This window comes from Halomonas zincidurans B6 (genome assembly GCF_000731955.1).
Lineage (GTDB): Bacteria > Pseudomonadota > Gammaproteobacteria > Pseudomonadales > Halomonadaceae > Modicisalibacter > Modicisalibacter zincidurans.
The window spans coordinates 2,268,490-2,282,704 of sequence record NZ_JNCK01000001.1; the positions used below are offsets into that span (position 1 = coordinate 2,268,490).

General features: G+C 64.2%; 10 protein-coding genes. All 10 read right to left on the reverse strand.

The genetic code is table 11. From position 1 onward, the window contains the following. Positions 1-31: 31 nt before the first annotated feature. Complete coding sequence (locus HALZIN_RS0110695; RefSeq protein WP_031384210.1) at positions 32-2,503, reverse strand: glycosyltransferase family 4 protein; 2,472 nt, start codon at positions 2,501-2,503, stop codon at positions 32-34. Further along, positions 2,500-3,564 carry a glycosyltransferase family 4 protein gene (locus HALZIN_RS0110700; RefSeq protein WP_031384211.1) on the reverse strand — a complete coding sequence of 355 codons (1,065 nt, stop codon included), beginning with the start codon at positions 3,562-3,564 and terminating at the stop codon, positions 2,500-2,502. The genes HALZIN_RS0110695 and HALZIN_RS0110700 overlap by 4 nt, the downstream gene beginning before the upstream one ends. Then, complete coding sequence (locus HALZIN_RS17120; protein WP_051907475.1) at positions 3,561-5,123, reverse strand: class I SAM-dependent methyltransferase; 1,563 nt, start codon at positions 5,121-5,123, stop codon at positions 3,561-3,563. Before HALZIN_RS17120 ends, HALZIN_RS0110700 begins: the two co-directional genes overlap by 4 nt. Continuing rightward, positions 5,120-6,367 carry an ABC transporter ATP-binding protein gene (locus HALZIN_RS0110710; RefSeq protein WP_035575307.1) on the reverse strand — a complete coding sequence of 416 codons (1,248 nt, stop codon included), beginning with the start codon at positions 6,365-6,367 and terminating at the stop codon, positions 5,120-5,122. The genes HALZIN_RS17120 and HALZIN_RS0110710 overlap by 4 nt, the downstream gene beginning before the upstream one ends. Before the next feature lie 167 nt (positions 6,368-6,534). After that, positions 6,535-7,338: an ABC transporter permease gene (locus tag HALZIN_RS0110715; protein ID WP_031384214.1), complete on the reverse strand. Its 804-nt coding sequence runs from the start codon at positions 7,336-7,338 to the stop codon at positions 6,535-6,537. Between the two features lie 31 nt (positions 7,339-7,369). Further along, positions 7,370-8,584 carry a glycosyltransferase family 4 protein gene (locus HALZIN_RS0110720; RefSeq protein ID WP_051907476.1) on the reverse strand — a complete coding sequence of 405 codons (1,215 nt, stop codon included), beginning with the start codon at positions 8,582-8,584 and terminating at the stop codon, positions 7,370-7,372. Positions 8,585-8,591: 7 nt separating this feature from the next. After that, positions 8,592-9,722 (reverse strand): glycosyltransferase, encoded by a 1,131-nt coding sequence (locus tag HALZIN_RS0110725; RefSeq protein ID WP_236254982.1) that lies wholly within the window; start codon positions 9,720-9,722, stop codon positions 8,592-8,594. 85 nt (positions 9,723-9,807) lie between these two features. Next, positions 9,808-11,274 (reverse strand): mannose-1-phosphate guanylyltransferase/mannose-6-phosphate isomerase, encoded by a 1,467-nt coding sequence (locus HALZIN_RS0110730; RefSeq protein WP_031384217.1) that lies wholly within the window; start codon positions 11,272-11,274, stop codon positions 9,808-9,810. A 14-nt stretch (positions 11,275-11,288) separates the two neighbouring features. Further along, complete coding sequence (locus tag HALZIN_RS0110735) at positions 11,289-12,596, reverse strand: undecaprenyl-phosphate glucose phosphotransferase (protein WP_236254983.1); 1,308 nt, start codon at positions 12,594-12,596, stop codon at positions 11,289-11,291. A 72-nt stretch (positions 12,597-12,668) separates the two neighbouring features. Then, on the reverse strand, positions 12,669-14,213 hold the full coding sequence (locus HALZIN_RS0110740) for a TolC family protein (RefSeq protein WP_051907478.1): 1,545 nt from the start codon (positions 14,211-14,213) through the stop codon (positions 12,669-12,671). Positions 14,214-14,215 lie beyond the last annotated feature (2 nt).

A 14,215-nucleotide genomic window follows, 5' to 3' on the forward strand; every position in this document is an offset into this window, starting at 1 on the left:
CGTCAAAAAATCGCTTTTGCCGGCCAATGCCTCAGACGACGCTCGCCAGTACGCGCACCGCCGAGCCCCAGGCGAAGTGGCGCTCGGTGCGCTCGCGGGCGCGGGCGACCCGCGCCTGGCGCGCCGCGTCGTCGCAGGCGAGCAATTCGCCCAGGGCGCGCGGGAACGCTTCGAGCTCGGCCAGCCACACGGCGTCGGCGGCGAAGTCCAGCCCGCGGTTGCCGAACGCCGTGGTAAGCACCGGCACGCCGCTGGCAGTGTAGTCGAGCATCTTGAGGTTGCTGCCGGAGCCGCTGGTCATGGGGTTCAAGGCGACGTCGACGCTGGCCAGCAGCACGCGCAGTTCGGCATCGCCGACCCGGCCCAGGGCGCGCACGTTGGGCGGCAGATGGCGAAAACCGGGGTGATCGCAGAGGCTGCCGGCAAGATAGAAGATCGTCCCCGGGTGGGCCGGCGCCAGCCGCCGGCAGATGAATTCCGCGGCCTGCAGGTTGGGGCCGTGCCAACTGCCCAGGAACAGCGCCACCGGCCGGTGCTGGCCGAGCCGCGCCTGCCAGCGCCGCCGGGTGGGCAGGTCGATCATTGGCAGCGCCGCGAGGTCGGCGCAATTAGGCACCACCCGCCCCTTGTCGGCGGGAAGCTGGTAGCGCTCGCGGAAGAGGCGCAGGTCGCCCTCGGCGCAGGCCAGCACTTCGCTACTTTCCTGACAGGCACGGCGCTCGGCGGCTTCGACGTCGGCCAGCGCGGCTTGCGCCTCCGCGACGCCACGGCTGAGCGCATCAGCGAGGATCGCTTGCTTCAAGTCGCGCTCGACGTTGTGCGATTCGTACAGCCAGGGGCCGTCGAAGTGCTCGCACAGCGCGTGGACGAGGTAGGGGTGGGCGCATACCCCCAGCGTGGCGTGGGCGGCGTGACGCTTGAGCGCGGCGATGAAGGCGGGGTTGTCGCGCCAGCCGTGGATGGCGGCGATGTCGTCGACCGGCGCCTCGAGCGCCTGGGTCAGATCGTGCAGGCGGCGCGCTTGAGCGCGGCTGAGCGGCACGCGATGTTCGCTCACGCCGGGGGCGATGGTCTGTTCGCGCTCCTCGTCGTCGGGGCCGGTCAACGAGAGCAGCGTGACGCGCACGCCGAGCTCGCTGGCGATATGTCGGTAGAGGTGAAACATGCGGCTCTGGCCGCCGCCCATCGGCGGATAGACCGGAAAGGTGTTGAGCACCAGCCAGTGCGCGCCGCCGCCGATGCCGGTGACGACAGGGAACTGCGGGTCGCTCGGGCGTTCGACCGGGGCCTCGGCGAGCAGGTGATCGAGCGTCTGGCGCCAATTGACGTGGGCGACGCGCACACGGGCATTGTCGCCCATCTGCCGGGTGCGCGCACGGTCCATGGCGGCCTCGTTCAGCGCCCTGGCCAACGCCTGCTCGCTGGGGGCGACGCTCCAGCCGGTGACGCCGTGTTCGACGAATTCGTTGACGCCGCCGGCATCGGCGCAGGTGATCACGGCCTTGCCGGCGCCCATCGCCTCGACGGTGATCAGCCCGTAGTCCTCGTCATATGGCAGAAACGGCACGGCGAGCGCGTCGCGGTACTGGGCGACGATCTCGCTGTCGCGAACGAAGCCGAGAAAACGCACTCGCGGGTCGTCGCCGGCGAGCGCCTTCAATTCGGCTTCCTGCGGGCCGGTGCCGGCGATGCGCAGCTCGATGTCGGCCTCGCTGCGCAAGAAGGCGCGCAGCAACAGGTCGATGCGCTTGGGGCCGTCGAGCCGGCTGACGGTGAACAGATAGTCGTGATTGCGGCCTTCGAATACCGGCAGGTCCGAGGGGTGGTGAATCACCTGGATGGGCACGCCGCGCGGAAAGTAGTCGGCGCGACGGGTGACGTTGCGCGAGATGGCGGCGTAGCGGCGGATCGCCCTCGGCGCCAGGGCGATGGCGTCGAGGTGATGGACGATCGCCCGGGTCAGCGGGCCGGGAAAGGCGAACAACCCGTCGCGGGCGGCCTCGGGCAGGCCGCTGCCGTTCAGCAGGGCGTGGACGATGCCGAACAGCTCGGGCAGTTGAGCACGCTCCGGCGTGGCCTCGAGCAGGTGCTTCAGGCGCTTGAGCCGTGGGTGGTGGCGCAGCAGGCGAATGGCCTGGCGGCCCTTCTCGCCCGGCCAGGCTTGGGGCTCGAAAGGGGCGTGTTCGGCGCGCTGCGGCCAGGGGTAGGTGTCGTAGAGCCCGCGCAGGGTGTGCTGCAGGTACAGGTGATGGTCGGGGTGTTCGACCATCCAGGCCGGGTACTTGGTGGAAATGACCCGGTCGAAATGGCTCAGGTCCAGCTCGGCGAAGCGCCGGTAGCTGGCGATCAGTTCGGGAAAGTTGCGCTCGGCGCTGGGCAGCTTGATCAGCTCGAGCTGATGATCGCTCAACTGGTTGACGTGATGCTGCAGGCCCCACCACAGCTTTTCGGCCCCGCCGACGGCAAACGGCACGCCACTGGGCGCGACCAGGGCGATCTTCATGCACCCTCCCCGAGCAGCGTGGCGACGACCTGCTGCCAGCCGATGCCGGCGCGGTGGTAGGCGGCCTGGCCGGCGCGGCCCATTTCGGCGCTGCGCGCGCGGTCGGCCCAGGCCTGGTCGATGGCGGCGGCGATCGCTTCGGGCTCGGCCGGCAGCACCCATCCGGTTTCGTCGTGTTCGACGAATTCACGCGGGCCGCCACTGTCCTCGCAGGTGATCACCGGCTTGCCGGAGAGCATCGCTTCGAGGGTGATGTAGCCGTAGTCCTCGTCGCGCGGGCCGAAGAATACCGCCAGGGCGTGGGCGTACCAGGCGCGCTTTTCGGCCTCGCTGAAGCGCCCGGTGAGGCGCACGCGGTCGTGCAGCCGGTGACGCTCGATCAGCTGCTGGTAGTGCCCGCGCTGGCCGCCGTCGCCGGCGATCAGGATGCGCGCCGGGCTCTTGAGGTGGCGCGCGGCCTCGATCAACAGGTCCTGACGCTTGAGGCTTTCCAGGCGGCTGGGGCAGAACACGTAGCCCCAGTCCTCGTCGCAGTAGAAGCGCTCGGCATCGAACGGCGGATGATACAGCGGCGTGGCGGTAAGCTCGTTGTAGTGCGCCAGGCGCTCGGCGACCCGCCGCGAATTGGCGAACAGCCGGCTGGCGCGCGCCAGGTGGCGGTTGTCGTAGGCGTGGATGGCATCGCGCAGTTCGCGCTGGGCGGCGCTGGCCTGATCGTCTTCCCCCGATTCGTCTTTCCCCGGTTCGTCTTCCCAAAGCTCATAGACGGCGCGGTGCTGATGCATCACCCACACGACATGATCGGGATGGCGCACGCCGTAGCCGGGAAACTGCAGGCTGACGACCTTGTCGATGGCCACGCCGTTGGGGGCGGTGAAATCCAGCGTTTCGGCGTAGTCCATGGCGCGCTGGATGTCGGCTTCGGGCTGGAAGCGAAACGGCAGCCTGAGCAGTTCGACCTCGTGGCCGTGCCGGCGCAATGCACGGGTCACGCCCTCGATGTGGTAGTCGGCGCCGCCGCGCATGAACGGAACGAGATTGGCGGTAACCAGCACTCTCACGGCTGCGCCTCCTCGGCCGGCGTGTCGTCATCGCTGGCGGCTTCCAGCCGGCGTGCATCGGCCGGTGCGGCCTTGCGGCCGACCACGGCGAAGTCCTGCGGGCCGCACAGGTGGCCGTTGACGCGCTCGGTGAGCGGGTCGTCGCCGGGCACCTTGGCCTCTTCCGGGTAGGGATTGAAACGCCGCACCTCGACATCGGCGAACCCCAGGTAACGCAGCAGAAAGCTCATCGCCGTGGGGGTGAGCGGGTTGAGATGCGTGGGGTCGTGATAGAAGGTGTGGCTGCCCACCAGCAGGTTCTCGGGATTGGGCGTCTCGACGATCAGCACGCCGCCGGGGGCGAGCACGCGCTGGGCTTCGTCGATCATCGCGTAGAGCGCAGCGAACGGCAGGTGCTCGGCGAGATGAAAGGCGCTGATCAGCGCATGGCTATCGGCGCCCTGCTGGCGCAATGCCTGAATGATGTCGCCGTGCTCGACCTCGAAGCCGGCGTCGCGGCAATGATCGATCATGGCGACGTTGAGATCGACCCCATGCGGCGCGAAGCCCTGCTCGGCGAGCAGCTGGAGCCATTCGCCGCGGCCGCAGCCCAGGTCCAGTGCCCGGTTGCCGACCTCCAGGGCCTGGTCCCACTGTGGCCGGTACTGGCGCAGATGCGCGTAGATCGCCGCCTCGCTACCGCGGCAGGCGTCCTCGAACGCCAGGTAGTAGGCGTCCAGCAGGTCCTGGTCGAGCAATTCGCCCGCTGGCGCCGTGGGTGGCGTCGCGGGGGGCTCGACGAGGCGTTCCACGGCGCGCCGGTGCTGCTGCAGCGCACTCCACAGCGCCGGTTGGTGGCGCTCGATCTCGTCGATTCGCTGACTTTGCTGCTGGGCTGACTCCAGCTGCTCGGTGAAGCGCTCGTCGTGCGCTCTCAGACGCTGTTCATGCACGTTGCCGGCGGCCTGCTGACGCTGCAGTTCGCCGTCGAGTTCGATCAGTACATCGCGCATCAGGGTATCGCGACGCTCGGCGCGATCCTCGAGCGAGGCGATGCGCTCCAGCAAGCGCATGCGCGGGCGCAGGGCGATCGATGCCAGCCGGTAGGCCAGGCGCATCGGCGGGCGCAGCGCGCGACCCAGCGGCCCGAGGCGGCCAACCAGGCGAAACGGCAGCGTGAGCATGCCCCGCCGCGGCACGGTCACGCCGTGACGCGCCAGGTAATCGCGCGCTTCGTTGGCACACAGCAGCTCGGCGAGTACGTACAGACGCCCGGCGCGGGGCAAAACGCCCAGATAGTGGCTGAGCCCGTCGTGGTCGGCGTCGCGGCCCATCAGGGTGCGGTAAACGCGCTGCAGGAAGATTTCGTCGCCATGGCGGGCGGCGACGAGCTCTTCGAGCCTTGGCCGGAGCGGATCGCTGACGCGCAGCGGGTCGACGGTGTCGTCGAGCAGTTCGCCGAAGCGCTCGCGGTAGGCGAACGGCGGCGGCTCGGTGGTGGCTTCGTCGGCTTCGACTTGCCGGGCCACGGCCTTGAGGCGGCCGATCAGGCTGTCGATGGAATCGAAAGTCTGGGTCATGACTGGCTTTCCTGGCGTTCGGTCGGCTGGCCCGCGTGCTGGGCGGCGGCGACCGGGGTCATCTGGATGTCCGTGGGGAGCCGGCAGATGCCGGAGAAGAGATGCTGCTTGTAACCGGCCACTTCGAACTGCAGGTAGCTGTCGCACCACCAGTAGCAGTCCTCGAGGTGATGCTCGCGGCTGTGCAGCGCCACGGTGACCGTGTACTTGCCGGGGGCGATGTTGGCGTCGAGCCGTAGCCGGGCCTGCTGGCGCTCGCCCGCCCGCAAGCTGAACGTCTGGCCCAGTTGGAAGGTATTGACGCCGAAGATGTCCTGGCCGAAGCGATCGCGGATCAGCACGCCGAGGGTGACGTCGTCGACGGCCTCGCGGGCTTCCAGCGTCAGGTCGAGCTCGAGGCGCTCGCCGCTGGCCAGAGTACTGCTGAGGCTGTTTTCGCCGAACAGCGAGCCGTCGACCACGCTGATCTCGCCGCTTCCGTAGGCGCGATCGTTACGTTGCTGGTGGCGCCCCTCCTCTTCTTCGGCCTGGCGCGCCATGATGCGGTTGTAGAGATTGACGGCGTCGTCGGCGTTGCCGTTGTAGGCCAGCTGCCCGCCTTCGATGACCAGCGCGCGGTCGCAGAGCATCTTCACGGCGTTGAGGTCGTGCGAAACGAACAGGATGGAGCCGCCGCCGTTTTTGAATTCACGAATGCGCTTCATGCATTTCTGCTGGAAGTAGCCGTCGCCCACCGAGAGGGCCTCGTCGACCAGAAAACAGCGCGGGTCGGCGTGGATGGCGATCGCGAAAGCCAGGCGCATCGACATGCCGGATGAATAGGTGCGCAGCGGCTCGTCGATGTAGCCGCCGAGCTCGGAGAACTCGACGATGGTGTCGCGCTTGGCGTCGATCTCCTCGTGACTCATACCCAGCATCAGGCCGTTGGCGGTGATGTTCTGCAGCCCGGTGAGTTCGGGATTGAAGCCGGTGCCCAGCTCGAGCAGACCGGTGATGCGTCCGTCGATGTGGATCGTGCCGCTGTCGGGCAGCAGCACCCCGGTGAGCAGCTTGAGCAGCGTCGACTTGCCGGCGCCGTTACGCCCCAGCACGCCGAGCACCTCGCCGGGCGCGACCTGGAAGCTGATGTCCTGCAGGGCATGGTAGCTGGTGTGCCGGCACTTGCCGGTCACCGCTTCGAAAAACCGGTCGAGCGGGCGGTGAAAGAGCTTGAAGGTCTTGCTGAGTCCCTGGATTTCGATCATGGCTCTCTCCCTACGCTTAGCCTGAAAAATGTCTGCACTCACTCATACGGCGTTAAAAATCAGCTCAAAATACTCATTTACACCATGTAAACTCGTGTGCGAGTCCAATCCGTTTCTCGCTGATTTTTGCCTTGTCTGAGCATCGCTCGCCTATTTTTCAGACGAAGCTAGAGGCAGTCGCGAAGGTCGCGTTCGGTGCGGCCCAGCAACCACAAAGACAGGCACAGTATCAGCGCAGTGACTGCGGTAAAGATGCCGAGCGGCAGCAGTTCGGGCAAGCGCTGGTACATGATCAGGTCGCGGTAGGCGTTGACCAGCGTGAAGAACGGGTTGAGCTGCATCCAGCCGAGCACCCAGGGCGGCAGGATCTGAGTGACGTAGACGATCGGCGTGACCCAGAACCAGACCTGTAGCACTACGGCGACGACTTCCTTGATGTCCTTGAGGTAGACCGCCATGATCGCCAGGCTCAGGCCGACCGCATAGACGCTCAGGCATTGCAGGCCAAAAATCACCGGTACCCCGATCCAGTAGGCCGACAGCGGAAAATCGATCAGCAGCAGAAAGCCGATGAAGAAACCCATGCTGATGATATAGACGATGGTTTCGGCGAGTAGCACCGACAGCGGCAACGCCAGGAGCGACACGCTGACCTTGGTGACCAGGTGGCTCTGATCCTTGTAGAGGTTGGTGATGCGGCCGAGGCTGTTGGCGAAGGCGGTCCAGGCGAGTACCCCGCAGATCAGGTAGATGCTGTAGGAGTACTGATCGATTTCGGCACCGAAGCCTTCCAGCTTGGCGCCCATGATGCGCGAAAAGACCAGCACGAACACCAGGATATTGACCAGTGGCGCGATGAAGGTCCAGGTTGCACCGAGCAACGAACCGGAATGGCGCTCGATGAGATCTTGCCGTGTCAGGTGCAGGATGACCGGCAGGCTGGCACGTATAGCGCTAAGGCGTTGTCGCATGAAGACGTATCGCTAGTTAAAAGATGGCTTGTTAACGCGTGGCTTGCAGGAACGAGGCTTCCAGGGCATCGGCCGATTTCTGCCAGGTGTAGGATTGGGCGCGTTGTCGCCCTGCTTTCCGTAGTTGCTGGGCCAGAGCGGTGTCGTCCTGGAGCCGGATCAGCGCACCGCGAATGGCCTCGACGTCGTCCGGCCCAACCGTGAGCGCCGCTTCGCCGGCCACTTCGCGCGTCGCTGTCCGGTCCGCCGTGAGTACCGGAACGCCGGCCGCCATGGCCTCGATCACCGGCATGCCGAAGCCCTCGTAGCGAGAGACGTAGGCGAAAACCGTCGCGTTGGCATACAGCGCCGGCAGGTCCTGGTCGCTGACATAACCGAGCCGACGTACCCGCCCTTCTTCGAGCGCTCGCGCCGTACCGTCCGGCAATTGCTCGTCGCCCCATCCGGTGATGCCGACGACCAGCAGCGGGCAGTCACGCTGGCGTTCGTGAGGCAAGCTGAGAAAGGCACGCAGTAGCGTCGTCAGGTTCTTGCGCGGCTCGAGCGTTCCCACGCTCAGGCAGTAACGGGCGGGCAATCCATGAATCTTGCGAACCCGGTCACGCCGAGCCGAATCGACGTCGAAGAAACGCGGCGCCACGCCCGGCGACACGAGGTCGATCCGCTCGGGAGGAACGTCGAACAGATCGACCACTTCATTGGCGGTAAATTGCGAAACCACGTTGATACGCGTCGCGCGGGCGACGCTCCGGGCCAGATGCCGATTGAAAAAGGTCGTTCGCTCCTTGGGGTGATATTCGGGAAAGCGGCAATGCGACAGGTCGTGAAGCGTGACGACACTGCGTCCCGGCCACGGCAGGCGGATGAAATTGGGCTCCCAGTAGAGGGTGTCGTGCACGTCCCGGCTGGTCAGGGCATGCACACGCAGACGCTGAGCGAATGCCTGGCGATAGGCAAACCGCGTCACCGAATTGCGCAGATACCGCCTGGCGAATTGCCAGGCGCCGACACGAGCACGTGCCGCATTCGCACTGCCCGGCTCGGCGATGCCCTGCGAAGCGGCGGCATCCAGCAACGGGTGATTGGCAGTCACGGCGTTCAGCCTCAACCCGGCCAGGCCGAGCAGCGACGACACAGGCCCGGCCGTCTGCTGGCGGCTCGCCAATTCACGGGTCAGCTCCCGCGTGTAATGGCCAACGCCGGTCAAGGGGCTCAGCAGGGGTTGCAGATTGACGATGACTTGCATGGGCGACTCAGTCATTGAACGCAAGCGCCGGCATGCAGCCAGCCAACTGCTGATGAAGGTTATGGTAAAAGGCGTCGTGGCGAAACCGACGGGCCTGGCTCAGACAATCCACGGCCTCGAAGGTGCGCGCTTCAAAACGCTCAAGGGCCGCCAGCAGGCTGGTCACCGTCTGTTCCTCGAAGAAACAGCCCGTGGCGTGTTCTGCGCCTTCCTCGCCACGCACGGTCTCGCACGCTCCGCCACTGCCGTAGGCGATGACCGGCGTGCCGCATGCCTGAGCCTCGAGCGGCGCGATGCCGAAATCCTCGTCAGCCGCAAAGACGAATGCGCGCGCGCGCGACAGCCGTTGTTGCAAGTCGTCGATGGGTAGATACCCCAATATCTCGATGTTTTCCGCGCCTTGCGCCAGTTGCTCCAATCGCTTGCGCTCGGGACCATCGCCGATTACCAGCAAGCGTCGCTGGGGCGTTTGGCGGAACGCCTCGATGATCAGATCCTGGCGCTTGTAGGGGACCATTCGCGAGGCGGTGAGATAATAACCTTCGCGTGGGCCGGGATAAAACGAGAACGCATCCAGGTCGACAGGAGGAGGCACGATGGCCGACGAGCGCCGGTAGTACTTGGTAATGCGTCGCGCGACGTTCTGCGAGTTGGCGATGAACAGATCGACCTGGCCGGCCGTCATGTAATCCCACTGCCGCAAACGATGCAGCGTATAGCGCATCAGCCAGTTCAACGGCGGAAACTTGACCCCGGAATCGGCCAGGTAGGCTTCCTTCATATCCCACACATAGCGCATCGGCGTATGGCAATAGCACACGTGAGCCTGGCCGGGATGGGTCATGACGCCCTTGGCCACGGCGTGGCTGGAGGAAATGACCAGATCGAAATCGCGCAGGTCGAGCTGCTCGATGGCATAGGGCATCAGCGGCAGATAATGCCGGTAATGCCGCCGCGCGAACGGCAGGCGCTGGATCAGACTGCAGTGGACGCGATGCCGAGAGATACGTTCGCGTATCTCCTCGGGCATAAAGTCGACAACGGTATAAATAGCGGCCTGAGGAAACGCCTCGAGCAGTGCATCGAGCACCTTTTCCGCCCCGCCACGAGCAACCAGCCAGTCATGGACGATGGCCACGCGTAATGAGGCTGCCGAATCACGCAGCGATTCCAAGGCATTCACGGTCGTACTGTCTGAGACGTCTGTCGGTTCAAGCGAGACTTCATGCATTCGCATCGACACCGGCCACGAGTGTCTCGACCCTCCCGTAGACGTCATCGAAACGCACGATATCGTCTTCTCCCAGGTAACTGCCGGTCTGCACTTCTATCAGTCGCAGCGGAATCTTTCCGGGGTTTTCCAGCCGATGTACGGTGCCCAGCGAAATGTAGGTCGACTCATCCTCGGAGAGCAGGAAGCTGTTCAGCGTGTCGTCGTTGCCTTGCCCCTGGGTGACTCGCGCGGTCCCCTGGACGATGACCCAATGCTCGGCACGATGATGGTGCATTTGCAGCGATAGCGTATGCCCCGGGTTGACGACGATCTCCTTCACCTGGAAACCGTCGCTGATCACCATGGTGCGGTAGTGCCCCCAGGGCCGGTAGACGCGCTGATGACTATGGCACTCGCTACGCTTGCGCGACTTGAGCACGTTGACGATCTGCTTGGTGTCCTGGGCATGGTCGCGATCGGCCACCAGGACGGCGTCGTCGGTTTCGACGATGATCAGGTTGTTGACGCCGACGGCGGCCACCAGCCGCGATTCGCTGCGCACGAAGTTATTGCGCGATGCATGCAACAGCACGTCACCCTGGATCGCATTGCCCTCGGCGTTGGCGTGTTTCGCCTTGAGGTCATGCAGAGAGTCCCAGGCGCCAATGTCATTCCAGCCCGGATCCATGGGGATGACGGCCGCGTGCCGGGTACGCTCCATGACCGCATAGTCGATGGAGTCGCTGCGGCATTCACCAAAGGCAGCGTTATCGACACGTAGAAAATCGAGATCTTCACTGCGATTGTGATAAGCGGTTTCACAAGACTGCAATATGTCCGCCGCGTGCTCGGCGAGCTCGGCCAGGTATTGGCGTGCCCGAAACAGGAAAATTCCACTGTTCCACAAATAGTCGCCGCTTTCCAGGTATTGCTGGGCCCGCTCTGCATCGGGCTTCTCGACGAAAGCGGACACGCTGAAGCCCGCTCCCTGCGGCGCGCCCTTGCGAATGTAGCCATAGCCCGTATTGGCGGTCGCCGGCTGGATACCGAAGGTCACCAGGCTGCCGCTTGCGACCATGGAAAAACCATCGGATACGGCTGCAAGGAAGGCTTCCGGCCGTTCGATGACATGGTCGGCCGGCATCACCAGCAACTGAGGATCGTCCTCGACTTCCAGCGCGGCCATGGCGGCTAGCGCTAGCGCCGGTGCGGTATTACGGCCTTCCTTTTCAAGCAGGATGCGCGCCGGCGGGACACCCAGGCTATTGAGCTGTTCGGCAACGAGAAAGCGATGCTGCTCGTTGCAGACGATCAAGGGTTCCCGACAATCCGGCAGGCCCTGTAGGCGCAGCACGGTTTCCTGCAGCAGGCTGTGGGTATCGGAGTTCAGCTTGAGGAACTGCTTGGGATAGTGCTCGCGTGAGACAGGCCACAGACGCGAGCCGGAGCCGCCGGACAAGATGACGGGTATGATCATGAAAACTCCTGAATTTAGGGTTTGTCGTTGACAAATCCCCGCGTAACTGTCAGCAACAGTACCTTGAGATCAAATCCCAGCGACCAGTTATTGATGTAATACAGGTCATATTCGATACGTTTTTCCATGTCGCTGACATCTTCGGTGATACCACGCAGGCCATGAACTTGCGCCCAGCCAGTAATCCCCGGCCGGACGCGATGACGCTGCATGTAAGCACCAATCATATCCTTGTACAAGGCATTATGATCCATTGCGTGGGGCCTGGGCCCGACCAATGACATTCGGCCCTGCAATACGTTATAGAACTGCGGAAGCTCGTCAAGACTGGTTCGCCTCAGCCAATACCCAAGCCGAGTAATGCGACCATCCAGATGCTGAGCCTGCTGGGTGCTGCTGCCCGTCTCATGCTTGTGCATGGTACGAAACTTGTAGATACGAAAACGCTTGCCATCCAAGCCGTGGCGGTACTGCTTGAACAATATCGGGCGCCCCATGGTTAGCCAGATGACCGCTGCGATCAGCAGCATGACCGGCACGAAGAGCGCGAACAGCAACGTCCCCAGCAACCGGTCTTCTATCGCCTTGGCAATCCGCGCCGGACCGCGCAAGGGGCTGTAGTTGAGATCGATGGAAAACATGTCGGCGACCTGGGTCATGCGATGATTGAGCAATCGCACATCTGAAAGATCGGGAAAGTAGCGCACGTCGACCGGCACGGCGATCAACTGATCGGCCAGTGCCTTGACGGTATTGCCGTGATTCAGTGGATAGCTCAGCCATATCTCGTCGAAGGTACGACTGAAAACTGAATCGTTGACCAACAGGCGAACCTGATTGAGGACCTGAGCCTCATCCTCGTGCACGATCAGTCTGTCGATGCGATAGCCCGCATAGGGGATTTCGGTCAGCCGCTGGCGCACCTGGTCGACGTTCTCGGGACGACCGATGAATAGCACGGACTTGAGATTGTGTCCGCTCGCTCGCAGGCGACGCAGGTAAACGTACAGCCCCCCCCGCGCCAACAGGCCGATGGCCAGGACGCCCAGACTGGAAAGCGCCATCCATAAGCGCGAATAGATATAGCCGCTCTGCGTGACGACCAGAAAGGCACTGATCAGCAGAACGGTGACCGCCCAACTGATGACGTAGGTACCGAACATGCTGAATATGCTGCGACCACGCCATGCCTGATAGAGGCCGAACATCTCACCTACCGCGGGTAACAATAGAGCCCCAGCGATGATCAACAGGGGATATTCGATTCCGTAGATATAGTCGAGATTGGGCAGACACCACAGGAAGAAGGCGCCGACAGCCATGGCCAGGGCGGCATCGAAGCCGCGCATGACCAGACGCAACATTTCATTGCTCGTTCGCGACGCCATGTCTTTTTAACCGCTTACACGCGACAGCAGCGCCATGCTGTCGACCAGATCCTGGGTGCCGAGATCGCCGACGGCGGCTTGCAGGTTCAACCGGTCGAGCAGGTACTGGCGCACGACGTCGACGAATTGGATACGCAGGTCGTAGAGATCGGCGCGTGCATTCAGCACGTCGACCAGGTCGCGAAGCCCCAGCTGTTCGCCCTTTTCGGCGGCCTCCAGGAACAGGCTGGCGGATTCGATCGAGCGCTTGAGCGCTTCGATCTGACGCGCATCGCCTTGCAGGCTACGCAGGCGCTGGCGAACCTCCTGGCGCGCCAGCTTGAGCGCATTGATGTAGCCCGCCTGGGAGGCTTGCTGAGCAAGCTCGCCCTGCTTGACGCTGGCGCTGGTGTAACCACCCTGATAGATCGGCACGTTCAGGCGCAAGCTGGCCGAGGTGTCACTGCTTTCGCGGAAGGGGTCGTTGGAGGCGCGATCCGAATACGAAAGATTGAGATTGAGCTCGGGGTAGCGTCCGGCGCGGCGTACACCGGTGTCGGCCCGGGCGATTTCCATCTGCTGCTTGCCCAGGGCGACTTCGACGTTGTTGACCGTGCGCGCGAGCCAGGGCTCGGGCTCGTCCCAGCTTCCCGACAGCGTCAGCCCGCCGAGATCGCCCAGGCCGCTACCGGCGAATTGGGGCAGTTGCCCGGTCAAGCGCTCCAGCATGCTCAGCGCGTTGTTGAGTTCGTTCTCGGCGCTGACGGTATCGGCGACCGCCTGATCGAGCCGCGACTGGGCTTCGAGCAGGTTGATGCGATCGCCGACGCCCAGGTCGTAGGCGCGTTGGGCCTGCTTGACCTGAAGCGTCAGCGATTCCTGCTTCGAGGCAAGCAAGCCGAGCTTGCGCGAGGCCACGAAGGCGTCCAGGTAGGCTTTCGCGACCTGCAGCGCCAGGTCGCGCTCGGCGACCGCGACTGTCAATTGCGCCGCATCGCTCTGCGCCTCAGCCTTGTCGACCTTGCGCCAACGCTCGAGGCTGAACAGCGGCTGGGTCAACTGCACCTGCCAGGTCTCGTCGCGAGTGACGCCCTGATAGCGCGCCTGGTAATCGTCGCTGGCGCCGCTGAGCTCGTTATCGGGATCGTAGGCCGGATTATCGGTATAGTAGTTGTCCGACTCCTGGTAGACGTAGCCGGCACTGGCCGATATCTGTGGCTTGAGCCCGGCCTGTGCCATGGGCACCTGCTGCGCGGTGGCCTCGGCATCGTAGCGCTGGCTGGCCAGATCGGCATCGTTCTGTAGCGCCAGGGCGAAAAGCCGCGGCAGCGAGGGCAGTGTCTCGGCCTGCCCGCCAGCCGTCGGCGCGGCGGCCTCGGGCAGTGTGGCGGCGCCGGACAGCCTGGCGGCGTCAACAGCCCGGCCGTCCAGCGCCGGCAGACTGGCATCGATCTCATCCATTAGCGTCGTCGCCTGAGCGACAGCCAGTGGCGCAAACAACTGCGCTATCAACAACGGGCCGGACAACAACAGGCCGGGCAGCCCCGTGCGCAACGTGCGTGGGCGTTGCATGC